The organism is Pseudomonas sp. PME37.24/025 (assembly GCF_055556615.1).
Genome location: NZ_JBVHNK010000381.1, coordinates 1 through 252, shown reverse-complemented (window position 1 = coordinate 252; position 252 = coordinate 1). Strand labels below are relative to the sequence as shown.

General features: G+C 71.8%; 1 pseudogene. It reads right to left on the bottom strand.

Going from position 1 to position 252, the window contains the following annotated elements:
• Nucleotides 1-42: 42 nt before the first annotated feature.
• Nucleotides 43-252: pseudogene (locus ACZ3HH_RS30770) on the bottom strand (hypothetical protein); the annotation flags it as partial.

The window sequence follows — 252 nt, the reverse complement described above, 5'->3', positions numbered from 1 at the left end:
GCCGGCCTCCGGTCGCATAGGCGTTCAGGGCTGCAGTCATGCTCAGGCTCCGATCAGGCCGGCTGGCGGCAGCACGCCACCCGCCGCGGTGTTGACGAGACGCTCGACGAAGAATTCGAGATTGCCGCGCGCGCCGGCCGGCAGGCCCCAGCTTTCGGCCTTGCGCGCGAGCGTGCGGAAGGCTTCGGAGGCGGCACAGTTCGGATAGGCCTCGACGACGGCGCGCTGGCGGCGCACGGCGCGCTTGAGCCA